This is a genomic window from Streptomyces sp. Isolate_45, assembly GCF_024721315.2.
GTDB lineage: Bacteria > Actinomycetota > Actinomycetes > Streptomycetales > Streptomycetaceae > Streptomyces.
Genome location: NZ_JANFAK020000002.1, coordinates 64,606 through 87,740 on the forward strand (window position 1 = coordinate 64,606; position 23,135 = coordinate 87,740).

General features: G+C 71.8%; 22 protein-coding genes. 8 read left to right on the forward strand and 14 right to left on the reverse strand.

Annotated features, from left to right (window positions below; genetic code table 11):
• The first annotated feature begins 188 nt into the window (after window positions 1–188).
• Window positions 189–758, forward strand: a complete 570-nt coding sequence (locus NOD94_RS01240; protein ID WP_281203771.1) for a hypothetical protein — start codon at window positions 189–191, stop codon at window positions 756–758.
• A 227-nt stretch (window positions 759–985) separates the two neighbouring features.
• Here the strand turns inward: NOD94_RS01240 and NOD94_RS01245 are convergent, their stop codons facing one another.
• Entirely contained in the window at window positions 986–1,912 is a 927-nt protein-coding gene (locus NOD94_RS01245) for an aminoglycoside phosphotransferase family protein (protein ID WP_281203772.1), read from the reverse strand.
• Window positions 1,913–2,296: 384 nt separating this feature from the next.
• Here NOD94_RS01245 and NOD94_RS01250 point away from each other — a divergent pair, with 384 nt between their 5' ends.
• Both NOD94_RS01250 and NOD94_RS01255 read left to right on the forward strand, forming a co-directional pair.
• Window positions 2,297–2,902, forward strand: coding sequence for a maleylpyruvate isomerase family mycothiol-dependent enzyme (locus NOD94_RS01250; RefSeq protein ID WP_281203855.1), 606 nt, complete (start codon window positions 2,297–2,299; stop codon window positions 2,900–2,902).
• Between the two features lie 529 nt (window positions 2,903–3,431).
• Window positions 3,432–4,007: a hypothetical protein gene (locus tag NOD94_RS01255; protein WP_281203773.1), complete on the forward strand. Its 576-nt coding sequence runs from the start codon at window positions 3,432–3,434 to the stop codon at window positions 4,005–4,007.
• Window positions 4,008–4,244: 237 nt separating this feature from the next.
• Here NOD94_RS01255 and NOD94_RS01260 read toward each other — a convergent pair whose 3' ends face one another.
• The 3 genes from NOD94_RS01260 to NOD94_RS01270 all read right to left on the reverse strand — a co-directional run bounded on the left by NOD94_RS01260 (window position 4,245) and on the right by NOD94_RS01270 (window position 5,283).
• Window positions 4,245–4,754, reverse strand: a complete 510-nt coding sequence (locus tag NOD94_RS01260; protein ID WP_281203774.1) for a GNAT family N-acetyltransferase — start codon at window positions 4,752–4,754, stop codon at window positions 4,245–4,247.
• A 155-nt stretch (window positions 4,755–4,909) separates the two neighbouring features.
• Complete coding sequence (locus tag NOD94_RS01265) at window positions 4,910–5,119, reverse strand: hypothetical protein (RefSeq protein ID WP_281203775.1); 210 nt, start codon at window positions 5,117–5,119, stop codon at window positions 4,910–4,912.
• 8 nt (window positions 5,120–5,127) lie between these two features.
• Window positions 5,128–5,283 (reverse strand): hypothetical protein, encoded by a 156-nt coding sequence (locus NOD94_RS01270; RefSeq protein ID WP_281203776.1) that lies wholly within the window; start codon window positions 5,281–5,283, stop codon window positions 5,128–5,130.
• Between the two features lie 565 nt (window positions 5,284–5,848).
• Between NOD94_RS01270 and NOD94_RS01275 the strand changes: the two genes are divergently transcribed.
• Window positions 5,849–7,198, forward strand: coding sequence for a serine/threonine-protein kinase (locus NOD94_RS01275; RefSeq protein WP_281203777.1), 1,350 nt, complete (start codon window positions 5,849–5,851; stop codon window positions 7,196–7,198).
• A gap of 22 nt (window positions 7,199–7,220) precedes the next feature.
• On the opposite strand, the gene NOD94_RS01280 is transcribed toward NOD94_RS01275, so the two are convergent.
• The gene (locus NOD94_RS01280; protein WP_281203778.1) at window positions 7,221–7,697 is read right to left on the reverse strand and encodes a hypothetical protein; all 477 of its coding nucleotides are present in this window, start codon (window positions 7,695–7,697) and stop codon (window positions 7,221–7,223) included.
• A gap of 431 nt (window positions 7,698–8,128) precedes the next feature.
• Between NOD94_RS01280 and NOD94_RS01285 the strand changes: the two genes are divergently transcribed.
• The gene (locus NOD94_RS01285) at window positions 8,129–9,808 is read left to right on the forward strand and encodes a serine/threonine-protein kinase (protein WP_281203856.1); all 1,680 of its coding nucleotides are present in this window, start codon (window positions 8,129–8,131) and stop codon (window positions 9,806–9,808) included.
• Between the two features lie 145 nt (window positions 9,809–9,953).
• Here the strand turns inward: NOD94_RS01285 and NOD94_RS01290 are convergent, their stop codons facing one another.
• Window positions 9,954–10,316, reverse strand: a complete 363-nt coding sequence (locus NOD94_RS01290; RefSeq protein ID WP_281203779.1) for a hypothetical protein — start codon at window positions 10,314–10,316, stop codon at window positions 9,954–9,956.
• A gap of 191 nt (window positions 10,317–10,507) precedes the next feature.
• Here NOD94_RS01290 and NOD94_RS01295 point away from each other — a divergent pair, with 191 nt between their 5' ends.
• Window positions 10,508–11,197 carry an SDR family oxidoreductase gene (locus tag NOD94_RS01295; protein WP_281203780.1) on the forward strand — a complete coding sequence of 230 codons (690 nt, stop codon included), beginning with the start codon at window positions 10,508–10,510 and terminating at the stop codon, window positions 11,195–11,197.
• Window positions 11,198–11,433: 236 nt separating this feature from the next.
• Here NOD94_RS01295 and NOD94_RS01300 read toward each other — a convergent pair whose 3' ends face one another.
• Complete coding sequence (locus tag NOD94_RS01300; protein ID WP_281203781.1) at window positions 11,434–12,033, reverse strand: hypothetical protein; 600 nt, start codon at window positions 12,031–12,033, stop codon at window positions 11,434–11,436.
• Window positions 12,034–12,628: 595 nt separating this feature from the next.
• Here NOD94_RS01300 and NOD94_RS01305 point away from each other — a divergent pair.
• On the forward strand, window positions 12,629–13,312 hold the full coding sequence (locus NOD94_RS01305; protein WP_281203782.1) for a PepSY domain-containing protein: 684 nt from the start codon (window positions 12,629–12,631) through the stop codon (window positions 13,310–13,312).
• A gap of 150 nt (window positions 13,313–13,462) precedes the next feature.
• Here NOD94_RS01305 and NOD94_RS01310 read toward each other — a convergent pair whose 3' ends face one another.
• The 5 genes from NOD94_RS01310 to NOD94_RS01330 all read right to left on the reverse strand — a co-directional run bounded on the left by NOD94_RS01310 (window position 13,463) and on the right by NOD94_RS01330 (window position 18,335).
• On the reverse strand, window positions 13,463–14,704 hold the full coding sequence (locus NOD94_RS01310; RefSeq protein ID WP_281203857.1) for an ABC transporter substrate-binding protein: 1,242 nt from the start codon (window positions 14,702–14,704) through the stop codon (window positions 13,463–13,465).
• 26 nt (window positions 14,705–14,730) lie between these two features.
• A complete protein-coding gene (locus tag NOD94_RS01315; RefSeq protein ID WP_281203858.1) occupies window positions 14,731–15,780 on the reverse strand; it encodes a branched-chain amino acid ABC transporter permease in 1,050 nt (349 codons plus the stop codon).
• Window positions 15,781–15,859: 79 nt separating this feature from the next.
• Window positions 15,860–16,750 carry a branched-chain amino acid ABC transporter permease gene (locus NOD94_RS01320; RefSeq protein ID WP_281203783.1) on the reverse strand — a complete coding sequence of 297 codons (891 nt, stop codon included), beginning with the start codon at window positions 16,748–16,750 and terminating at the stop codon, window positions 15,860–15,862.
• A complete protein-coding gene (locus NOD94_RS01325) occupies window positions 16,747–17,541 on the reverse strand; it encodes an ABC transporter ATP-binding protein (RefSeq protein WP_281203784.1) in 795 nt (264 codons plus the stop codon). The genes NOD94_RS01320 and NOD94_RS01325 overlap by 4 nt, the downstream gene beginning before the upstream one ends.
• A complete protein-coding gene (locus tag NOD94_RS01330; RefSeq protein ID WP_281203785.1) occupies window positions 17,538–18,335 on the reverse strand; it encodes an ABC transporter ATP-binding protein in 798 nt (265 codons plus the stop codon). Before NOD94_RS01330 ends, NOD94_RS01325 begins: the two co-directional genes overlap by 4 nt.
• A gap of 224 nt (window positions 18,336–18,559) precedes the next feature.
• Here NOD94_RS01330 and NOD94_RS01335 point away from each other — a divergent pair, with 224 nt between their 5' ends.
• Complete coding sequence (locus NOD94_RS01335) at window positions 18,560–19,768, forward strand: PucR family transcriptional regulator (protein ID WP_281203786.1); 1,209 nt, start codon at window positions 18,560–18,562, stop codon at window positions 19,766–19,768.
• A 320-nt stretch (window positions 19,769–20,088) separates the two neighbouring features.
• Here NOD94_RS01335 and NOD94_RS01340 read toward each other — a convergent pair whose 3' ends face one another.
• Entirely contained in the window at window positions 20,089–21,663 is a 1,575-nt protein-coding gene (locus tag NOD94_RS01340) for a serine/threonine protein kinase (protein WP_281203787.1), read from the reverse strand.
• Window positions 21,664–22,046: 383 nt separating this feature from the next.
• The gene (locus tag NOD94_RS01345; RefSeq protein ID WP_281203788.1) at window positions 22,047–22,439 is read right to left on the reverse strand and encodes a YciI family protein; all 393 of its coding nucleotides are present in this window, start codon (window positions 22,437–22,439) and stop codon (window positions 22,047–22,049) included.
• Between the last annotated feature and the right edge of the window lie 696 nt (window positions 22,440–23,135).

Here is a 23,135-nt window from a genome sequence, read left to right on the forward strand (position 1 = left end):
GGAATGCGGAGCCGTGCGGTGCTGTGCACGATGGGAGCCGGACGGGTGCACGCTCAGGCCGGCCGCGCCGGGGAGCCCGCTCCGGACTCCGCAGGGGAGGCGCCATGGCCCCGGACCGCACCGACGACAGGACAACCCCTCGCCGTACCGGCATTTTCCTGGGTTTCGCGCCGTGGATCATTTTCGACGTGATCGCGGGACCCAGCACGTGGAAGCTGGCGGCGTTCACCGCACTGATCGCCTCACTGGTGCTGAACGTGCCCGACCTGCGGCGCGGCAGCGTCAAGGTGCTGGAGATCACCGGAATGGTGTTCTTCGCGGTGATCTCGATCTTGGCCCTCGTGGTCGACCGCGGTGACCTGCTGTGGCTGGAGACGTACGCGCAGACACTGTCGAGCGGGGTCATCGCCGCGGTCGCCCTCGGGTCGCTGGCGTTCACACCGTTCACCGAGCAGTACGCCCGCGAGGCGGTGCCCCCCGAGTACTGGGACTCCCCGGTGTTCCGCCGGACGAACCGGGTGCTGACGGCCGTGTGGGGCGCCGTGTTCGTCCTCATCGCGATCGCCGGCCTGATCGCCGTGGAATCCGGGCACCACGGCGACTGGCTCAACTGGGTCATCCCTGTCCTCCTGCTCGTGGTGGCGATCAGGATCACCGCCTGGTACCCGGAACACGTCCGATCCACCGCCCGGCAGACCCGACCCGGTGCGGGCGCGTCGCCCACCGGCCCGCCCCACAGCGCTCCGGGCCGGCGGTGAGGGGCCACGGCCCGCAGCCGAGGCCCGTGACCTCGACGACGCCGTTGACGCCTCCGCCCTCCCTGCCGTCACCGTTCGCCGGTACCAGCTCGGCGGAGGCGGTCAAGAGCCGCGCGCCTACGGGCGGTCGCGTTGCGCAGCAGGGGGGGGCGGGTCCGGTCACCCGCAGGCCGGGGCGGGAGGAGCGCCCCCCCGGTGCCCGACACCGCCCTTCCGCCACGCGGGGTTCAGAGGCGAGGCAGAAGTGCCTCGGCCACCGCGGTCTGGGAAGGGTCGATGGCGGTCCGTCCGTCCTCGACGTCCCACAGGGTGTTCTGGAGCAGCCGGGCCAGGGTCCAGCCGGCCGCGCGCCCGCGGTCCAGGCCGAGCGCCTCCGTCAGTAGGTCGAAGCGGCGACGCACCACCCGGTGGGTGTTCCCGGTGGAGCGGAGCACCTCCCGGCCGGTGTCCAGCGCGGGCCACAGGTCGAAGCCCGGGTCGCCGATGAGGGGTTCGGGGTCGATGGCCAGCCACGGCTCGCGCTCGGCGGCGAGCACGTTGTCGTAGTGCAGGTCCCAGTGCAACATCCTGTCGCCGGGCTCGCCGACCAGCTCCGCGACCGCGGAGGCCCAGCCGTGCAGCCGCCGCCGGTCCGCCGGGTCCGACAGGGCGGCGCCGGCCGCCGGTACGGCCATCAGCATGTCGCGCGCGACATCACCGAGGCCGCGCAGGCCCTCGGGCGCCGGGACGGCGTGCAGCCGTGCCATCAGCGCCGCCAGGGTGCTCATGGCCACGTCGTCGTTCTCGACGGAAGTCAGGGTGCGCGAGCCGTCCAGGCGTTCCAGGAGCACGGCGCCGCTCTCCGGGTCGTGGCCGAGCAGCCGTACGATGCCGTCGCCGTTCCACGCCCGCAGCCCGATCAGTGCGGCGGTCGTCTCGGCGCGGGGCATCTGGAGTTTGAGCGCGGCGCGGGTGCCGTCCGCGCGGCACACCGGTACCACCAGTGCGGCCTCGCCGGACCCGACGTCGCCGTCGGGCTCCAGCTCCCACCGCCCGAGGAGCTCCGCCACGAGTGTGGGCAGTCGGGCGATCCAGGCCCGTTCCGCCTCACCGCCGTTCCTCGCGTACGAGGCGACCAGGGAGTCGGGGACCTCGATTTCCAGGGGCGGACTCATGGGGGGCCTTCGGGGGAGTGGGCTTCGGAGGAGGTGCCGTGCCGTCGCTGAGCCTAACGACAGGATGCCGAGGGGGCTCGGGAATTGTGGGTGCGGCAGGGGGCGGGGCGGGGTGCGGGAGGGCATCGTCGGGGTTTGCCCCGCGACAGCCGATGCACCGCGCTCGCCGATGCACCGCGCTCGGCGGGCACCCCCGGCCGGGGGTGCCCGCCGGATCCCGAGCCGCGGACTGTCGACCGGCCGCGTGGTCCGGCCGGCCCCGCCTCCCGCCCCGCGTGCCGCCTGCCGCGCGTGACGAATCGATGAGTTCGTACCGCCTGCGGAGTCCTTTCCGGCGGACACTGGACGAGACGAAGGGAGAACGCCGTGGAAGACGTCTGGACGATGGTGCACGCGGAGCGGGCGGCCCTGGTCGAGGACCTGGAGCGCCTCGATCAGGACCAGTGGCGGACGCCGTCCCTCTGCGCGGGGTGGACGGTGCACGACGTGGTCGCCCACCTGGTCGACACGGCCCGTACGACGCGCCTCGGCTTCGTCACCGGACTGGTCCGGGCGCGATTCGACTTCGACCGGCAGAACGCCCGCGGTGTGGAACGCGCGCGGGGCGCCTCGCCGCAGGAGACGCTGCGACGGTTGCGCGAGGCGGCGACCCGGAGGTCGACCCCGCCTGCGCCGCTCGACAGTCGTCTCGTCGAGGAGATCGTCCACGGTGAGGACATCCGCCGGCCCCTGGGCATCGCCCACCGCTACCCGCAGGAGGCCGCCGTCAGGGCGCTTCGGCTGCAGACGCGCACCCCGGCGTCGTTCGGCGGTGCCAAGGAGCTCGTCACGCGCGTCCGCCTGACGGCCGGGGACGCGGGCCTGGCGATCGGCACCGGACCGGACGTCGAAGGCCCCGCGCTCTCCCTCCTGCTGGCGGTCACCGGACGCCGAGTGGCCCTGGACGACCTCGCCGGACCGGGCCTCCCGACTCTGGCGGCAGGCATCTGACGAGCCCACCACTTCGGCGGGACGCCGCGCCCCCGCTCCCGCCTCCACCTCCCTCTCCACCCGGCTCTCCACCCCTGGGCGCAGGTGTTCCGGGCCTTCGCGCAGCAGCCTTGGGCGCATGGACACCACGACCTGAATCATCGACATCGACATCGCCCTCGTCCTCATCGTCTTCCGGCAACTGCGCGAGGGTCCGCTGACACTGCGGTCCTACCTCCTGCCGCTCGGAATCGTGACCTTCGTCGGCTTCAGCTACCTCGACGGCGTTCCCACGCCCCTCCGCCCGTCCCCAGCCGGGCGGCATGCGTGGAGGGCAGAGCGGATTCTGCCCCGTTCGACACCTTCGGACGGGAGAGGGAGGATGAAGTGATGGACCGGACTCCCTTTGGGGTGACTCGGTAAGCGCCAGGGACGCACTCCTCCTTGCCGTTCGCGACAGCCGGTGGGCCTACGCCGTCCCCCTGCCGCACGGCAGCTGTTTCGTCCCTCATGCGGATGCCCTCGCCCCCACAGGCGTGAGGAAGCTGAGATGAACAAGCGGACCCGTGTCGTCCTGAGCGCCCCCCTTCTGGCCTGCTCGCTGGCCATCGGGCCGGCCGCCGCAGCCGTATGGGCGGCTGCCCCACAGGCCTTGCCCTCGGCACAATGCTTCGTCGAGGCGAAGCCCGGCGATGCCACCAAGTCGATCATTACCGGCGAGGGCTTCAACAAGGGGACCAAGGTAACCGTCGACCAGACCGACGGCCCCGGCGGCGTGTTGGTCACCGTCGGCGAGGACGGCAAGTTCTCGGTCGCCGACCAGCCCAACGGCAAGTACACGGCCGCCGGCGGCGGGCTGAACGCGAGCTGCCTGGGCGGTCAGGCGGCCCAGGACGCCGTCAACAAGAATGCCGTCGACGCCGCGCGGAAGGCCGGCGCCGCCGAGGGCTTCACCACCGGCAAGGAACTGGCGCAGGCCGGCAATTGCGCTGCGAAGCCCAAGGCCAACCCGGTGCCGCAGGGACTCGTGCCCGATGCGGCGTCCCAAAAGGCGGCCAAGGAGGCACATGACGCGGCCTTCGAGGCAGCCTTCAACACGGCGATCAAGCGGTACTGCACCGACTAGGGGTCCGTCGTCGAATTGATCCCGCCCCGAGCAGGAGGGATGCGAGGGTGACCGCTGCTTCGTAAGAGGTAGCGGTCTTCTCGTAGCGGGTGGTGATGACCCGGAGCCCAGCGGAGCGAGTGACTCCCGCTCGTGTTCGGCAAGTTCGTGACGATCACCCACGGGATCGTGGTCCCGGACGCGCCGAGTCCTGGGGCGGGCTCCCTGCCCCTCCCCGGGAGCGCACGCCGAGCTTGCCTACGCGGGTGAGTTTGCGGGCCAAGCGTATTCGAGCTCGGGCAGCTCGAAACCCTGCTCGAACCGGCAGACACGCTCATCGGTACGGAGGGCGCCATGCCGCTCGTAGAAGGCGATGGCGCGGGTATTGGCGTGCAGGACTTCCAGGTAGACCGAGCTGCCCGGGTGTTCATCGGCCGCCCATCCCAAAGCGTGCGCCAGCAGCCGGCTGCCGATCCCGGACCCGGTGCGGCCCGGCCTGGCGTGCAGGTTGTCCAACAAGAGCCGACCGTCGGATTGAAGGATCAAATAGGCGAAACCCTGTATTTCGGCCGCTTCCTCCGCCACGAACAGCGTCGCCCCCGGGCGTGGCTCGTCAAGTCGGCCGAGCCACAGTTGCAGCCGATCTTCGAGAAGAGGGCCGGCCAAGAAACTGCTGGGCATGATTCCCGCATAAGCCGTACGCCAACTCTCGGCATGCATCGCCGCAACCTCGGCAGCATCGCTCTTGCGGCCCGTTCTGATCTCCATGGGTTCCAGCCTCGCCCACGACCAAGAGCGATGCCACATCAGGGCAGGTGAAACGGCTAACAGTGCCTTTTGAAGACAGGCCTCGGTACTGCCGGCAGCAACCGGCCAACCGGCCAACCGGCCGAGCGGGAGGGTTTCTCGGGCGTGGGGGTTCGTCAGTGCGGGATGCGGCGGCCGAGGAACGCCGCCACATGATCCAGGGCCGGCGCGTGCTCGGGTACGGGCCGGGCAGGGTCGAAGGACCCGCCGGCGGTGCGGGGCAGGTCGCCGTGGATTGCGCGGACGACCGGCAGGGCGGCGCGCGCGACGTCGGCATCCAGGTCGCGACCCCGGCCGAGCGCGGCGGCGAGGTCCCAGCTGTGCACGAGCAGCTCTACGAGGAGCTGCTCGGGTCTTCGGGAAGGTCGGAGGCCGCTGCGACGAGGCCCTCGCGGAACTGGGGCACGTCCAGATCGCCAAGAGCGTCGGTGAGGAAAACGTGGACCAGCTTGCGACGTTGGTCGGGTGACATGTGGGCGGTACGGGTCATCAGGGCAAGTCCTTCGGGGGGTAGTGCGACGTGTGACGGTGCGTAGGACGGCCTGGTGGGTCCGCGTCGTAACAGCGGTAGCCGCCGGCGGTCCGCCCGGCCGGCACCACGACACCCGCGTCGGACCAGTGCCTCTCTCTCCCCCCGAGGGAGAGCCGAGCAGCTTCACGTACCAGTCGCGGTAAATGCCTGATTGATCGGCTTCGTTCGCCGGGCGGACGAAGGCTCGTATCCCGGGCCGGCAGCCCGCACGGACGCCCCAACCGGCGAACAGGTGCTCCAGCGTTGGCATCGACGCGCGCACCTGGCTCAAAGTACCGGTGCGGAGTCGGAACAGGCCGGAGTGCGTCCCCGAACCACTTTGACCGGATCGGGGCTCGACAGATGTCTCGGGGCTACAGAGCATGGCGCAGGACATGGAGACGCTACGGGGGGTCCCTCGGGCGTGGACTCGTGCCGGGTGTGGTTCCGCCGGAGCTTGTGCGGCGCGAGACGAGGTAGGGGTTGGACGGCCGTGAAGCGGATCGGCGACTACACGGTCATTCGGCTGCTGGGCAGTGGCGGAATGGGCTCTGTCTTTTTGGCGCGCTCGCTGTCCGGAAAGCTCGTGGCCATCAAGGTCATCCGCCCCGATCACGCCGCCGACCCCCGCTTCCGGCAGCGTTTCCGTCAGGAGGTCGAGGCTGCCCGCAAGGTCGGAGGCTTCCATACGGCGGCGGTGGTCGACGCCGATCCGGACGCCCCGCAGCCGTGGATGGCCAGCGCGTACATCGAGGGACCGACGTTGCGGGCGGAGGTCGGCCGGCGCGGAGGGCTCTCCGAAGGGGAGCTGTGGCGGCTCGCCGCCGTGCTGGCCGAGGCACTCAGGGCGATCCATGGCCATGGTCTGGTGCACCGTGATCTGAAGCCCGACAACATCGTGCTGGCCTCCGACGGCCCCCGTGTCCTGGACTTCGGGGTCGCCCGGGCTCTGGATGAGTCCCGGCTGACGACCGACGGCGTGGTGGTCGGCACCGCGGGGTACCACTCGCCGGAGCAGGCTCTCGGACGGCCGGTCACGGGGGCGAGTGACGTGTTCGCTCTTGGTGCGGTCATCGTCGCGGCGTCCGGGGGCAGGGCGTTCGGCCACGGATCGCCCGCAGGACTGATGTACCGGGTGGTGCACGAGGCCCCGGACGTCTCCACGGTGCCGCCATCACTGCGGTCCCTGGTCCTCGCCTGCCTCCGCAAGGAGCCTTCCCGCCGCCCGACCCCGCTCGAACTGCTCGACCTGTGCTCGGCAGATGTGGGTGTCGCGCCGACGCACGACGACACGTTGATGAACGACGAGCCGCCCGGTCGCACCGTTCGGTCGCAGTCGAGGACCGCCCGGTCGCAGCCATCGACGGTGACGGCGAAGAACCCCTCACCTCCCCTTGCCGTGTACCTCGTTCGCAGGCGTGTCTGGTTCCTGCAGATCCTGCGCAACGTGCTCGGTGTGGCCGGACTCGTCACCGGAGCAGTGCTGAGCGGCACGGATGCCTTCCCCGCCGCGGTACCGGTGACGTCCGGGGTCGTTGCCGCCTTCCTGGCCGTACGGTTCCTGGGGCTGCTCGGCACCGCCAAGGACGGCCTCACCCTCAACAGCCGCGGTATCGCATTGGGCCCGCCGAACAACCTCGTGGTCATGCCCTGGCACGACATCAAGGCCCTTGAGCTGACACGGCACGCCGAGTGGACGGACCTGACCGTCCACCTCGACGTGGTGAGGCGGCTACCCACGGGTTCCCACCACCCGACCTGGGTCCGCAGTGGCCGTGACGGCGTCATGCGCATCCGTGCGCGCAGACTCACACCACTCGGCACCACCCCCCAACTGGCGGACGCTGTCCATGCGTTCGCGAGGTGGCGAGGGATCCGGGTGAGCGAAGGCTGAAACGGCGGATCCGAGTCGCCTCTCAGGACGGCCAGTTGACCTGTGCGTCCTCGACCCGAAGCACATCCGGAACCTCGGCTTCGTAGAACCTGAGGAATCCGACCCCGACCACGCCATCCCCGAGCAGGTGCGTTGCGCCAGCCCTTGCGGCCAGCCAGCAGAGCAGCTCGCCGACCTTCTCGAACTCGTCCGGGTGTATCTCCTGTCGGGACGTCAGCGACCAGCCCTTCCGCGGCGGGTCCGCGCGCCCGGCCAGTGTCGAGCCGAGCACACCACCCACCCGTGATGCCGCGCCCAGACCGCCCAGCAGCGGGTAGGGATCGTCCTCGATCACCGGGACCCCCGAGTCGTCAACCACCACGACCGGGAACTCGGTGACGATGGACAGGCGCTCCGGCCGGGGCCCGATCCCCAGATGCCAGCTCAGCTCGACGAGCTCCATCTCGGAGATCTCGTCCCGCAGGTCGACGGCAATCATCAGCTCATGGATATCACTCACCCGGCGAACCCTAGGGCCGACCACCGACAACGCGAGCGGGGCTGACAGCACGTCCGGCTCCGAGGTGTGAACGTGCGGACCGGTGGCAGCGGGTGGGCGTGAGCGACGGCGCACCGGCGTGCCGTGGCGGAGGCTGACGTCCCCTCCGGACAGGCGGGCCCACTCGACGGCGCCGCACGGGCGCCCCACGAGCAGTACTTGCCCTGAGTCGGCGACGGAACGGGCTCGGGCTTCGACACGGGTCCGCTCGGCCCCTTCCGCGTCACGGTCGGCCCTGCGGGTGGGGGCTGTGGGGGAGCGGAGGTGCAGCCGCCGTGCGCCGCGGGGTGGGCGCCGGCCGCGTGCTCCGCCCGTGGATCGTGCATCTACGCTTGTGCCCCGTCAGAGAGTCGAGACGGACGACCGGTCGTGGAACGGAGCATGGGGTGCCAGTGCGCCAAACGGGGGAAGCGAACGACGGGGACCTGATCGGAAAGGTGCTCGGGGGGCGCTACCGCGTGATCTCCGTGATCGGCCGCGGCGGCATGGGCGTGGTCGCGCGGGCGGTCGACGAGCTCCTCGCCCGTGAGGTCGCCGTCAAGGTCCTGCGGGCCTACACCGACTCCAGTGACGCCGAACTGGCCGATCTGCGCACCCGGATGGAGCGTGAGGCGCAGGCCGCCGCACGCATCCGCCACGGCGGCGTCGTCACCGTGCACGACGTGACGCACGAGCAGGGTCTGCCCGTCATCGTCATGGAACTCGTCGACGGACCCTCACTCGACGAGGTGGTGACGCAGCGCGGCGCGCTCGACCCGTACGAGGCCGCGGCGATCGGCGCCAAGCTGATGGACGCGCTCGACGCCGCACACCGCGCGGGCGTCCTGCACCGTGACGTGAAGCCGGGCAACGTGCTGCTGGAGCGCGACGGCCGGGTCGTGCTCACGGACTTCGGCATCGCCACGATCGATGCCTCCGGCGACGAGGCCATGGCGAAGTTGACCCGCAGCGGTGAGCTGGTCGGCTCGCTCGACTACATGCCGCCGGAGCGAGCGCAGGGTAGGGAGCCCGGACCCGCCTCCGACATATGGTCGCTCGGGATGACCCTGTACGCGGCGGTCGAGGGCGTCTCGCCGTTCCGCCGCACCTCGGTATGGTCCACGTTGGCCGCGATCGTCGGCGAGCCGCTGCCCGAGCCCCGGCGCGCGGGGCCTCTGGCCCCGGTGCTGCGCGCACTGATGGCGAAGGAGCCGGAGCGCCGGCCCACCGCCGACCAGGCCCGCGCGATGCTGGAGAAGGTGGCGGCCGGCATCGGCGCGGTCCCCGAAGCGGCGGCCGCCACGGCCCCGCCCACCCCTGCCGCGCAGCCCGTGACCCCGCCCGGCTTCGGCCCCCCGCCCCCGGGCGGCTTCGACGCCGGCGCCGTATCGTTTCCGCAGCCGTACGCCCCCACCCCGCAGCCCGGATTCCCGCCGCACGGTCCTGTGCAGGGCCCCCAGCCCGGTCAGCCCTTCACTGTCAATCAGTCCGGCTCGACGGCCGCGGGCCGGACTCGGCGCCGCAGCCGGGTCGCGATCGTCGTAGGGGTCGGCGCCGTCCTCGCCGCGGGCGGCGTCACCTACGCCGTGACCTCGGGCGGCGACGGCAACCGGGCGGTGGCGGTGGCTCCGGCTCCGGCACCCGACGTCTCCCCGACCGCCGTCGGGCAGCCGGGGGTACAGCCGGGGGCTCAGACGCCGGCACCGTCTCCCTCCGGTTCCAAGGTCACGGCGAAGCCGTCCGTCAGCGCCTCGAAGAAGGCCGGCACGTCGTCCCCCTCCCCGAAGACCTCCTCCCCCGGCCCGGCCAAACCGAGCCCCGTACCGACGGGCTGTGCCGGCTGGAGCCACCGGGATCCGGCGCCGGGCACGTACGGCTACATCTCCGGTAGTCACCACCTGCTGGCGGCCCCGTACCAGCAGTGCCCGCAGGGCAGTCTGGTCAAGGACGGCACCAAGCTCTGGTACCAGTGCTACATCGTCAACTCCTACGGCAACCAGTGGACGTTCGTACGCGTGGACGGCACGAACGCCACCGGGTGGCTGTACAACCGCGACCTCAAGGGCCAGAAGGGCTCGTCCCCGGCCTGCTGAGGCCGCACGGGGTCGGCCGTCGAAGTTCGACCGCGACCCCACGAGCACAGCCACGGATTCCGCAGGCCTCCTCGCCGCCGTGCGGGACGGGGGCGAGGAGGCGACCGGCTACCTCCGACGTTTCATGGTCGCGGGATCGGTCGGCTCAGCCGTCGACGTGAATGTGCCGGAGCGGGTAGAAGTCGCCCGTCAGGGACTGGTTCTTGTCGAAGTGCTGCACCTTCACGTCACCGGGGGTGGGCTCGTAGCTGAACCAGCCCGAGTGGTTGCCGGTGGCCACCCAGTTGGCCTCGGTGTTGAACGCGTACCCGACCTTGAGGTCACCCACGCCCACGAAACAGCGGCTGAATCCCATGAACTTGGTGAACTTCAGCTGACCGGTTGCGGAGGTGCACTTGACCTCGGTGAGTGCGGCCTGAGGGCTCGCGGTGGCCGGAGCGGCGAACGTCAGGGCAGCGGCGGCGAGAGCGGCGGCTGTCGCGGCTTTGGCCGCGGATGATATGCGCATGTGAAAGCCCTTGCGGTTAAGGGGAATTGGACGCTTCATGTTGTGTCGGGCCCGCCCGGTGGCGGCGCCCCTTGACCGCTAGGTGCCGGCCTTCGAGGCCGAATGGCATTTATGTGACAAAACGCGCATGCGTGGAGGCCGGCACCGGAGGCATCGACTTTCCGGCCGGCCGGCCGCGCGTAGACGCACCCGTGGCGATCGTGACCGCGGCGGGTTCGGGCATCGGCCGCGGCATGGCGGGCGAGCTCGCGAAGGCGGGCTACCGGCTCGCCCTGTTGGACATCGACGAGTCGATCCACGCCTTCGCCGACGAACTCGGCGCGACCGCGGTCGTCGGCTCCCTCACCGAGCCCACCGACCTGAAGCGCCTGGTGGACACCGCGCTGGACCGCTACGGCCGGCTCGATGCGGTCGTCAACGGCGCGGGTCACGCGAAGAACGACGAGCTCCTCAAGGTCACCGACCAGGAATGGCACGACGGCCTCGACATGCTCCTGCTCAGCGTCGTGCGCATGGCACGCCTGGTCACCCCGCACTTCGAGCGGGCCGGCAAGGGCGCGTTCGTGAACCTGTCCTCGTACACGGCGTTCGTGCCGATGGGCATGATCCCCGTGAACTCCGCGATGCGCACCGCCCTGACCAGCTTCACCAAGCTCTACGCCGACCAGTACGCCGTCAAGGGAATCCGGATGAACTCCCTGATGCCCGGCTACGTCAACAGCCGGCCCGAGGACCCAGCCTTCCTCGCGAAGATCCCCGCAGGCCGCTACGCCACCACCGAGGAGATCGGCAAGCTCGCCCGCTTCCTCGTCTCCGACGACGCCGCCTACATCAACGGCGAGTCCATCCGTATCGACGGCGGTGCCGCCCGCTCCTTGTGACCGCCCCCCACGCAAGGCCGTGCGGGCCACGCCGCGGGTTGCTGCCGGGTCGCGCAGTGGATGGTGCCGCCGCCACTGCGCTACGCCGTCGCTGGTAGTGGATGACCGCCGGCGTCCGCGGTCCGGCTACCCGCTCATCACGCCGCCGTTACCGGCTTCAACCTGCCGCGGCATGGAAGCCGGCGCCGGGCGGGGCCCGGCGCCGGAGGAGTCACGATGGCCGGTGACCGCGGTGGCTATACGGGGGTGTCGGGCAGGGTGGTGAAGCCGGGGGCGCAGGCGGCGCCGAGGTTCGACGGGGTGAAGGGGACGTTGCTGTTGGTGGTGCACGTGGCCTGGTGGAGGGTGCCGTCGTCGGCGAGGAGCGTGATGAACAGGTGCCCGGGATTCTCTTCCGTGACCGCGACGGTGGTGTCGTACACGCAGCGGGGGGCGCCCGGGACGAGTGCGAGGTTGATCCAGACGCCGGGGTTGCGGCTGTCGTTCAGGAACGAGTGCCCCTTGTTGTCCGTGGCCGAGCGGAACACCGTCTCGAAGAGGCCGGAGCCGGCGTAGTCCACCACCGCGGAGCTGACGTCACGGGAGGTCTGGCAGCCGCCGACGGCGCCCTGTTCGGCCGCGCTCTCGTCCGCGGCCGGAGCGGGCAGTGCCGGAGCCGGCTTGGGTGCCTGCTTGACCGGCTGCTTCTTGGCGGGCTGCTTCTTCGCGGCCTGCTTGGCCGGAGCCTTGGGGTCCGGGCCCTGGTGCGCCGACGCGGTCGGCGCGAGGAGTGTCCCGGCGAGTACCACGCCGGAAACGGCCGCTACGCCTCGTGCTGCCCAGGCAAGTGTTCGCATGTGTGCTCCGTCGTCGCTGGAGGCCGGCCCCGCGGGGCCGGATTGCCGTTGTGCGGGGATGACAGGACAGCTCCCGGGCCTGCCGCGATCGCGTGCGGAGCCAGGTCCGGGAGTTGGTGAGCAGATGGGTTCTGCCACTGTTTCGTAACCGCGAACGAACATCGCACGAACGTGCCGAGGAAAGTCGTCCACCGGTCCGTGAGGTCACCCGTGCGAGATAGCCGGCGGACCCCGAATGGCGGCCTCAGGCCCACGCCTGCCGCCGGGCGTCGGACCAGGTGTCCGGCCGGCAACGCGCCCGACCCATCGATGCCACCCCGGTTGCCGGCGCGGGCGACGACGCCGCGGCCGGCAGTGCGGCCGTGGGGGTCCGCACGGGGCCACCGCGGTGCACACCGTCCGGCGGATGTCGCCGCGGAGCCGATGCTGATCAACGGATCCTCACGTCACCGGTAGGTACGGGTATCGGCCCGTCTCCCGTTCCGGTTCGGCCCGTGGCGTCGATGGTCCGTTCGGATGCGTCGACATTTGCCGATCGGGTGATCTCGGCGCGGTCGCCGGTCCGGCGGGGGGCGGTGGGCTGAGCGTGGAGGTCATGACAACTCTATTGCGTCTCCGCGCGATGGCCGTGGGCGTCGCCGTCTCCTCCGCTCTGCTGGCCGGTTCCTGCGGGAACGCCAAGCAGCCCGTGACGGCCGCTCCCGCTGCCCCGTCCTCCCCGCAGGCCAGTGCCACGGCCGGTGGAGGGCTCACCGAGGACCAGCGCGAGCGGATGGCCTTGATTCCCCCGGCGAGGGTGCCGTGGGACAAGGCGGCGGTCACCGCGGTGGGCGAGGTGCCGAAGGGCAGGCTCGTCGAAATCGAGCTGGAGGCCTCTCGCGGTACACCCGCCGGCGCGGCGTCGGGCAGCCCGAGCCCGGCCGGCTCCGCCCCGCCGGCGGGGATGCCGGTGTGGGACGTCACGGTCGTCGCCGAAGACGGAACCGCTCACGACGTCCAGGTGGACGCCGTCACCGGGAAGGTCACCCGCTCACGGGTCGAGCCCGGCCAGGACGAGGACGACAAGAGCGAGGTCGACGAGCAGTTGAAGGCGGCCACCACCACCGCCCAGCAGGCGGTGAAGACCGCGACGGACCGCAAGCCGGGCACCGTGGCGGCCGTCGAACTCGACGACGACGTCTGGTCCGTCGACATCGTCACCCCGGACTGGAACAAGACCACCTACGACATCGACGCCGCCAAGGGAACCGTCGTCCGCGAACACGTCGACAGCGACTGACACCCTGCCCGGCAGGGCACGACGCGCCCCGGGTTTCGGCGCGCGGGCCCCTTCGGGTGAAGGGGAGGGGAGTCCGGCCGGGGCCGAGGGCCCCGGCCCACGCGCCCGGCCCCGGCGGCGGGCCGCTCGGGCCGGGCGAGTCGGGGGTTCTCAGGGAGCGGGCGTGAACTTGGTCGCGGCGGGCGCCGCCGCGGCTTCCTTCACCACCTTCATGCCGCCCGGGACCCCCGCGTCGGGCTTCAGGATCACGCTCTGCCGGGTGGAGGGCGCCTTCGGGTCCGAGAAGTCGTGGGTGATGCCGAAGCCGTTGTCGTAGGACTTCAGGCTCAGCAGCGCCGCACGGATGCCCTCCCGGGTCAGGTCCTTGTCGGCGCAGGCCTTCTTCAGTACCTCGCCGAACAGGGCGCCGGCGGTGAAGCCGGCGACCACGCCGTTGTCGAGTCCGGAGTCCGGGTACTCCGCCTTGTACGCGGCGGCCAGTGCCGCCGGGGCCGCATCCGCGGAGCCGATCGGCAGGGCGGAGGAGGCGACGTAGTAGTCCTTCTGCAGGGCCGCACCGGCCGGAGTCGCCAACAACTGAGGTGCGAAAGCCGAGTTGTTGCCGACGATCGGCACGTTCCAGCCGCCCGCCGCGGCCACCCCGACGAGCGAGGCGGCCTGGCGGGGCCCGGCGCTGATCACCACGGCCTTGACCCCGGCCTGCTTGAGCGCCGCGACCTGGGCCGTCATGTCGTTGTCGGTCGGCTTGATCTTCTGCTCGACGACGGTCAACCCGGCCTCCGCGGCCACGGCCTTGGCCCCGGTCAGCGCGTTCTCGCCGTAGTCGCCCTCGAAATACACGTGCCCGATCCTGTCGCCCGAGGCGATCCGCTTCTGGTCCAGGAGGAAGCCGACGGCGTTGATGGTCTCCACGTCGTACGTCGCGCCCACCGTACGGATGTACGGGCTGCCCAGCAGCGAGGCGGACCAGGCCTGCGGGATGACCAAACCCTTGTCCCGGCCGTCGATCCGCTCCTTGACCGCGGAGACGAAGGGGGAGCCGATGAACTGGGGGAAGCCCAGCACCAGGGGCTCCAGTTCGGTGTAGGCGGCGAGGGCCTTCTGCGGGTCGTAGCCGTGGTCGCGGACCGTCAGCTCGACGGTGCGGCCGCAGATGCCGCCGGCGGCGTTCGTCTGCTTCGCCCACAACTGCTGGGCCTGGGTGACGCTCTTGCCGAGAGAGGCGTAAACCCCCGTCATGTCGGTGAGCGAGCCGAGCCGGATGGCCTTGTCGCTCACCCCGACCCCGGCCTTGACCCCGCCCGCGGCCGGCTCGTCCCCGGCGGCGCCCGCGGCGGGCTTCGCCTTGCCGCTGCACCCGGCGGCGCCGGTCAGGACGAGCGCGGCCGCCAGGGCCGCGGCAGAGAGCCTTCTTCTGTTCACGTTCGCTCCTTCGGGGGTGTGGTGCGGTTCCGGACGGTCCGGGTGATGCCCGTGAGGCCACCGGGTAGGAACAGGACGACCGCGACGACCGCCGCGCCGTAGAGGTAGCGGGAGGCCTCGCCCGGCGACACCCCGCCCGTTCCGGGGGCGGACACCAGCGGGAGGGCGTCGCTGTAGCGGGTGAGCAGTTGGGGCAGCAGGGAGACGAAGACAGCGCCGACGACGGCGCCCGAGACCGTACCCAGGCCGCCGATCACGATCATGGCCAGGTACTCCAGGGACAGGACCATGCCGAAGTAGTCGGGCACGGTGCGCTGGAAGACGAGGGCGAGCAGCACACCGGCGAGCCCCGCGTACATGGACGACAGGACGAAGACGGCGGCCCGGTACCGGGCGACCGCCACCCCCATCACCCCCGCGGCGATGCTGTGGTCGCGCAGGGCGTTCATGGCCCGGCCGGGCCGGCCCCGCAGGACCCCGCGTGCGAACAGGGCGCCGCCGAGGAGAGCGGCCAGGGCCACGTACCAGAGCTTCTCCGCGGAGTGGAAGGGGACGGAGGCGATGACGGTCTGGGTGTCGTCGAAGGCGAACCCGAAGAGGGACAGCGGTTCCACGGCACGGCCGTTGAAGCCGCCCGTGAGGCTGGTCGCGTTGAACAGCAGATGCTGGCCGATGAAGATCAGCGCGAGGGTGGCGATGCCCAGGTACGCACCGCGCAGACGGCCGGCGATGGGGCTGAAGAGACCGCCCGCCGCCCCGGAGAGGGCGACGGCCAGGGCGGCGGCGAGCCAGCCGGGCAGGCCGAGCCCGATCGGCCCGTCGCCGCCGGCCGTGCCTCCGTCCCCGGCGAACGCGCAGTACCCGTACGCGCCGACGGCGAGGAAGAAGGCGTGGCCCATCGACAGCTGACCGGTGGCCCCGGTGAGCAGGTTGAGCCCGATGGCCCCGATGGCGGCGGCGATCGCGAACAGCCCGGCCTGCAGCCAGAACCGGTCGAGGTAGAACGGCAGCGCGAGGAGCACCAGCCCCGCGGCCGCCGCCGACACGCTCCGGACGCTCGCCGACCGCGGCCGGCCGGCCGCCCCGACGGGGGCGGCGCCGGCGCGCCGCACGGCGCTGCGGGTGTCAGACACGGGCGAGCTCCTTCGTGCCGAGGAGTCCGGCGGGGCGGACCAGCAGGACCGCGACCATCACCAGGTACGGAGCGAGGTCACCGATGCCGCGGCCGAGGAAGGCCAACTGGCCCTGATAGCCGGTCGCGAGCGCCTCGGTGACTCCGATGATCAGGCCACCCGCCAGAGCGCCCGACGTGGAGTCGAGGCCGCCGAGGATCGCGGCCGGGAAGGCCTTGAGCGCGGCGAGGGAGGTGGCCCGCTCCAGACCGGGGGTGGGAAACACCGTCAGGAAGAGCGCCGCCACGGCGGCCAGGGCCCCCGCCACCGCCCAGGCCGCGAGGGAGACCCGACCCAGTCGTACGCCCATCAGCGCGGCCGTCTCGGGCCGTTCGGCGGCGGCGCGCATGGCCACGCCCCAGGAGGTGTGGCGGAACACGAGCAGGAAGACCGTGATCAGCAGGCCGGCGGCGAGGATCGCGGCGATCCTCGTCTGGGGCACCGTGACCGGACCGAGGTGGACGACACGATCGCCCCACGGATCGCCGAGCGAGAGCACGTCCGTGCCGATGCGCCGGGTGAGGTCGGTGATGAGGAGGATGTCGACGCCGATGGTGACGATGGCGAGCACGTTCTGGTCCTGGCCCCGGTAGCGTCGCATCACCAGGAACTCGATCGCCGCCCCCACCGCCGCCGCCGCTAGGACACCGGTCAGGAGGGCACCCCAGAAGCCGAGTTCCTCGTGCAGCGTCGCGGTCACGTACCCGCCCGCGAGCAGCAGGGAGGCGTGGGCGAAGTTGACCACCTCCGTCGCCTTGAAGATGACCACGAAGCCCAGGGCGATCAGCGCGTAGACCGAGCCCATGGAGAGCCCGCCGAGGAGCAGTTCGAGGAAAGTGGTCATGCCGCCGGCTCCTCCTCTCCGAGGTACGCGCGGACCACCGCGGGATCGTTCTGCACCTGCGCGGGAGTTCCGCCGCCGATGCGCCGGCCGAAGTCGAGTACGGTCACCGCGTCCGCGAGCCGCATCACCACCCCCATGTCGTGTTCGACCAGCACGATCGAGATGCCGAGGCCGTCCCGGACGCCCGCGATGACGGCGGCCGTACGCTGCCTCTCGTCCGCCGTCATGCCGGCGACGGGCTCGTCCAGGAGCAGCAGCCGAGGCTCCATGCACAACGCCCGGGCCAGCTCGACGAGCTTCTGCCTCCCGTACGGCAGGGAACCCGCGGGCGCCGCCAGATCCCCCTCCAATCCGACGAACTCGGCTATCTCCCGAACCCGTTCGCGGTGCCGGCGTTCCTCGCGGGCGGCGGCCGGCAGCCGCAGGCCCGCGGCCAGGAACCCGTACCGCATCAGCCGATGGCGGCCCAGCAGGAGGCTGTCGGCGACGGTGGTGTGCGCGGGCAGCGCCAGGTTCTGGAAGGTACGGGCGATCCCGAGGCCCGCGACGGCGTGCGGTGCGAGGCCCGTCAGCTCGGCGTCCCCGAACCGGATGCTGCCGGCGGAGGCCCGGTACACCCCGGACAGCACGTTGAAGCAGGTCGACTTGCCCGCCCCGTTGGGCCCGATGACGGCGTGGACACTGCCGGGTTCCACCGCGAAGGACACGGAGTCGAGCGCGGTCAGGCCGGAGAAGCGGACGGTGACGTCGTTGACGGTCAACGCCGGGGTGGGGGACGAGGGGGCGCTCACGCCGACCACCTGCGCAGCTCCCGCCGCTCGCGGGAAGGAGCCGGTACGGAGCCGGCCCCGTCGGAGATGCCGAGATAGCGGCGCCGCACCTCGTCCGAGGCGGCCAGCTCGGCGGCCGGGCCGTCAAGGGTCACCTCGCCGACCTCCAGGACGTACGCGTGGGAGGAGAGGCGCAACGCCAGTGCGGCGTTCTGCTCGACGAGGAGGACCGAGGCGCCCGCGCTGTTGATCTCGGTGACGGTCTCCGCGATGGTGGCGGCCATCCTGGGCGCCAGCCCGAGGGTGGGTTCGTCGAGCAGCAGCAGGCGGGGCCGTGCCATCAGGGCGCGCCCCAGGGCGAGCATCTGCTGCTCGCCGCCGGAGAGCAGCCCGGCGCGCTGCCGCGACCGCCGACCCAGCACGGGGAACAGCTCGTGGACCCGGGCGAGGGAACGGGCGGTGTCGGCGCGGGATCCCGCGCGGCCGCCCAGTGCCCCGGCCCGCAGGTTGTCCGCGACGGTCATCCGCGTGAACACCTGCCGCCCCTCGGGGACCTGAACCACTCCCGCGGCGACGACCCGGTCCGGACCGAGCCCGTCCAGCGGCCTGCCGTCGAAGCTGATGCTCCCGCCCGTCACGGCGCCGCGGTGGAAACCGAGCGACCGTGACACCGCGCGCAGCAGCGTCGACTTCCCGGCGCCGTTGCCGCCGAGCACGACGACCACCGCGCCGGCCGGCACGTCGAGCGACACCGAGCGCAGGGCCCGGACCGGCCCGTAGCCGACGGACAGCTCGCGCACCTGTAGCGAACCCACGTCCTCCTCCTTCCTGTGAACGGCCTCGACGGGCCTCCGACGGCCCTTCGACGGGCCTTGGAAGGGCCTGTGAACGGCCTGTGTGCTGGCGCACACCCCAACACCGGCCCGGGGCACCCGTCCACGCCCGGATACGGAATCGCTGCCGATGACCAGCCGGAACCCGAACGCGTTGTGCACCGGCACAGACCTGGTGCGCGAGCCCCTGACGGCGGCGGAGGCGGATGACATCCTCGGCGGCCATGGGCGGCGGACGCAGAACGCGCACGGAAGAGGAATGGTCGGTCCTGCTGTCGGCGGCGGACGTGTTGATCGCCGACATCCCCGGACTCACCGACCACCTCATCGAGGACCTGGCGAAGCACTCGCCGCTGTTCGACCTGGCCGTCCCGCGCGACGAGCACTGGCAACAGATCAGCGAGGCCATGCACTACGGGATCGAGGCCTTCACCGCCCGCCGGTCCGCCCCGCGCAAGGACCTCGCGTTCGCCGAGGAGTTGGGCCGCCGGCGCGCCGAGCAAGGGCTGCCGCTGGGCCTCCTGCTCTACGCGTACCGCAGGGCCGGGCGGCTGACCTGGGACGCGCTGCTGGACATCGTCACCGAGAAGGAGCCGGAGGCGCTGCCGGTACTGGCCCGCGCTGCCGGGGCCATGTGGGCGGGCATCGAGCAGCAGGCGACCGCGACCGCCGAGGCGTACCGCACCGCGGAGGTGGAGATGCGCCGGCGCAGCGACGAGAGGGTACAGGCCCTCCTCGACGCCCTGCTGGAGGGGGACACCGCGCCGGCTCTGGCCGCCCAGGTGGCACTCGCCCTGGACCTGCCCGAACAGGGACGGTACGTGGTGGTGGTGCTGACGGCCGACCGGGGCGACTCGGTGCACCGGGTGGCGGCGGCCAAGGGGATGCGGCTGTTCTGGCGGATGCGCACCGAGCGGGAACTGGCCGTGGTGGCGTTGGGCGACTCCTCGCCGGCCGACCTCGCGGCGGAGCTCGCGGACCGCTGTCCGGGACCCGGCGGAATCAGCCCGGTGGTGGGCGGACTGACCGAACTGGGCCGGGCCCGTCGACTGGCCGAGACGGCGCTGCGCACCTGCGGGCAGGAGGAACGGGTACTGGTGCAACTGTCCGACCGGCTGCCCACCGCGCTGGTGGTGCGCCAGCCCGAACTCTCGGCGGAACTCGTCCACGCGGTCCTCGGCCCCCTGCTGGACCTGGACCCGGCGGACCGGGCGATGCTGCTGGAGACCCTCGACGCCTGGCTGGCGGCGGAGGGCTCGGCGGGCCGCGCGGCGAGCCGGCTGTACTGCCACCGCAACACGGTCTTCAACCGTCTGCGTCGGCTGGAACACCTGACCTCGATGTCCCTGTCCCGCCCCCGCGACCTGATCGCCCTGACCCTGGCGCGGGACGCGTACCGCCTGTCGGGCGGCTGAGCGCACCACCCACGGACGCGACCGGTGATTCCACCGATGGACGCCTTCCGGCCACGCCGTGATCGTGCCCCGGCCGGCGACACGGGCGCCGCTGGTGCGCTCGGTCGCGGACGGTGATGGTCATGCGGACCGATGCACCGTTCTGGGTTTCGCCGGCGTTCCACCGGGATCGACGATGTGGATGTCGAGGTCGGTCAAGGCCGTCCTCTGCACGGTCGAGGTGGTGACGAGAGGCCGCGGCCGGCTACGCGCGCCCCGACCGTGGCACCGAGGCACCTTCTGGGCTGTCCACGAGGTCTTGTTGTCGCCTGCGGTCGCCGTCACGGTGCTATCGGCTTGCGTATGGCGTCGCGTATCTTGTGGGTCTCCGTCGCGGCCAGTTCGAGCGTGGTGGCCGCCGGGGTGAAGCCGATGCCGACGGTGGTGCTGTCGTCGCCCCATCCGCAGACGGTTTCGTTGTTGACCGTGGTGCAGCGGATGTCGACGTCCGAGTCGGGGACGCGGATCGTTCTGGCCGGCTCGACGACGTTCTCGCTGCCCGTCACGGTCATGGCGTCGATCAAGCGGTCCCGCTGGTCCGTCGGGTCTTTGAACCGACCTGACGAGCCGTATACCTGCACCTTTTCGAACACCGGGGGTTGACCGGTACCCGCGTACGTCGCGGAGTGATGCAGTACGTCCTTCTGGCCCCAGTCATCAGGTTGCGGGTCCGTGAAGTTCGAACCTTCGTCATCGCGGTGGTACGTGCCCTCCACCATCGTTTCGGGTGGGGCCAGCTCGTGCGTGGCCTTGGGGAATGCCGCGTCCGAGAAGCCGTGGGCGCCGTAGCCTCCGCCGCCGAGCAGGATCAGGGCGCCGGCGCCCCCGAGGACGAGCCGTCGGGCTCGCCTCCCGCGTGGTGGAACCGTCTTCGTTTCCTGACCGGACGGTGACTGCTGGGGAAGGGCGGGAGAGGGATCGCTGTGCGGGGTCGCGGCAACGGTCGCGGCACCGGCGATGTGCCCGACGACCGGTGCGGCAGCCGACCCGGAAACCGGTGTGGGTGGCCCCGGCAAGGCCTCGGCCGGCAGGGTCGGCGGGTGCGCGGCCGTGCCCGGCGTTCCCCGCGGTCCCTCGCCCGGGGCGAGCCGGTCCAACAGCTCCTCGGGTGTGGGCCTTTGCGCAGGGTCCTTGGCCAGACAGGCCGCGACCACGGAACGTACGCCCCGGGGCACGGCGGACAGGTCCGGCGACTCGTGCACGGCCCGGTACATCAGCCCCATGGGAGTGCCCTCCCCGAACGCGTGGCCCCCGGCGGCCGAGACCAGCACCGCGCCCAGCGCGAACACGTCGGCGGGCCCGTCCACCTGGAACCCCTGGGCTTGCTCGGGAGCCAGGAAACCGGGGGTGCCGAAGGCCGCTCCGGTGGAGGTCAGTCGGGTCGACTCCAGGGCCCGGGCGATGCCGAAGTCGAGCACCCGCGGGCCGTCGTCGGCCATGATGATGTTTCCCGGCTTGAGGTCACGGTGGATCAGACCGCATGCATGAATGGCCTGCAGCGCCTCCGCCAACGCCGCGCCGAGCGCCCGCAGCCGGGCTTCACCCATGGGACCCTGTTCCGCGAGCAGGCGCGAGAGCGTCGGCCCCGCGATGTAGGCGGTCGCCAGCCAGGGGGCCGCCGCGTCCGGGTCGGCGTCCACCACCTGCGCGGTATGGAAGCCGCCGACCCGGCGGGCGGCGTCGACCTCCGCACGGAAACGGGCACGGAAATGCGGATCGGCGGCCAATTCGGGACGGGCCACCTTGACGGCCACGGTCCGCCCGCCCCGGGACCGGGCCAGGTACACCGTTCCCATGCCGCCCGCTCCGAGCTCCCGCTCAACGGCGTAGCCGCCGATGTACCCCGGCAGGTCCACTCCGCCCACTCCCCAACCCATGTGTCACACGCCCCCGTTGGTATGCCCGGGGAAAGTATGGCGGAGCCTCCCGCCCGACACCACGCGCGGTACAACGGGCCGGAGGCTCCGGCTCTTCGACCAGCCGGATACGGCCCCACGCCGTGGTGGGGCCGTATCCGCCGAGTGCCCTACCCGCTGTGGTCCGAGCGCCGGACGGAACCCGGTCCCGGTCCCGCAGGTTTCGCGTACACGCAGGTCGCTCCGGCGGGCGGTGCGAGGCCACGATCGGTTGGCGCGCCGGTCCGTCCGCATGACGCCCGCCGCCCGCCGCCCGGTGCCGGCGGGCCCGCTGCCGGAGCAGCTGTCGTACCGACCGCCGGCGCCGCTCGGCTCAGCCCGGTTCAGGCCTGAGTGGGGTCTGAGGGGATCGGGTGTACCTCGACCGGGTCGTTGCTGGGCTTCCCGCCCGCCCCCGGGCACGCGGATGCCCGTGCGGCGATTTCCAGGGCCCGGTCCTCGCTCTTGACGTCGACCACCCAGTACCCGGCCAGGATGGGGCCCGGGAAGGCCGGCCCGTCGGTCACCTGAGGCCGTCCGTCGTTACCGGCCCGCACCGTCTTGACCAGGGACGGGCCGCCGAGGCCCTGCCCCTCCACCCATTCTCCGGCAGCGGTGAGGTCGTCGTTGAGGGCGTTCATGTGGGCGAACATGGCCTCCATGTCCTCCTTGGAGTACCCCGACATAATGGCGTCCCACTGATCGGCGGGCACGTTCATCTGGATCATGTACTTCATATTCCTCACCCTTCCAGGGCGGCTGATGGGTTTCTCCGGCTCGTTGAGAGGTAGACCGCCGGACGCCGCAGAACTCATCGGCCTCCCCGGCACCAAATCGCCGCGGACCGACATGTGGCGCCGGGCCCGGACCAGGCCGCGCTGAGGCCGGGCGTCCGCGGGACCGACGTCGACGACCTCGTCCGCCTCGGTTTCCCGCGTCCGGTCTGCCGGGGCGACGTCGATTTCGGCACGCCCCGGGGTGGCGAGGTCGACGTACCTTCCCTCCGTGGCCTGGCCGTCGCCCCCTCCCGGCGCGGCGGAGGCCGGGGGCGGGTGTGCGGCTGCCGCTCGCCCTCACCGCCTGGCGGCTCAGCCGACCCGGCCCGCGCGAGCCCACTGACCGACACCGCCTCGCCGGCGGGCAGGGTGCGAATCCGGATGGCCACGCCAGAGGGTCCTGCCGGATACGGGCTGCCGTCGGGGTCCGCTTGCCCGGTGACGGCGGTCTGAGCGCCGTGGCCGGGGGCCTGCCCGGGAGGGCGGTGCCCCGGCCGGGAAGAGGCCGGGGTCCTGCTGCCCGGGCGCCGTGCGGATCCCGTACGGCGTAATGGTGCGCAAGGAGACCGGGCCGTGTACCGCACGGGGTGCGGCGGCCTGGTTTCCTTCCGGAGCCCTGCCCGATCCCTGGCTCCGCTGTCCACGCGTGTGACCCGC